Genomic DNA, 739 nt, shown 5'->3' on the forward strand with positions numbered 1-739 from the left:
TTCGGCGTGGTACTGCCGCTGACGACGCTGTTCGCCAAGCCGGTGCTGTCCGATCTGGCACAAAGCATTGTCGAGGTGTTGAGCCGAGCCGGTCCGCAACACCTGCCGGCGATTGTTGCCGTGTCGCGCGATGCGCCGCTTGCGCCGTCGTTTGCCCAGCAGCGGCTCTGGTTCCTGGCGCAGCTGGACGAGGCGAGCACCAACTATCATATTCCGCTGGTCTTGCGACTGCACGGTGTGCTCGAGCGCAGCGCCTGGCAGCGCAGCCTCGACCGTCTGTTGGCGCGGCATGAGGCGCTGCGCAGCGTCTTTGTCGCGCCGCAGGGCAAGCCCCGGGTCGAGCTTCTGCCGCCGGATGCGGGGCTGCCGGTGATCGAGCACGATCTCAAGGGCAGGGCGGATGCGCAAGCCGCGCTTTTGGAGCTGTGCCAGGAGGAAGCGTGCACGCCGTTTGATCTTTCGCGCGGGCCGCTGATCCGCGGGCGGCTGATCGACATGTCGGATGAGGAGCACGTCTTCCTTTTGACCCAGCATCACATCGTCTCGGACGGCTGGTCGATGGGTGTGCTCGTGCGGGAACTGAACAGCCTCTACCGGGCATTCGCCGCCGGGCAGGACGATCCCTTGCCGCCGCTCGCCGTCCAATATCCCGACTATGCCGCCTGGCAACGCCAATGGCTGTCGGGGGAACGGCTGCAGACCCAGGCGGACTATTGGCGCGAGACCCTGGCCGGCGCCC

General features: G+C 66.7%; 1 protein-coding gene. It reads left to right on the forward strand.

Translation table 11 applies throughout. From position 1 onward, the window contains the following. Nucleotides 1–739 (forward strand): condensation domain-containing protein (locus PY650_RS36595; protein WP_285884984.1); only part of this gene is annotated, 739 nt, incomplete at both ends.

It is taken from the genome of Martinezella calliandrae, from assembly GCF_030272695.1.
GTDB classification, from domain to species: domain Bacteria; phylum Pseudomonadota; class Alphaproteobacteria; order Rhizobiales; family Rhizobiaceae; genus Rhizobium; species Rhizobium calliandrae.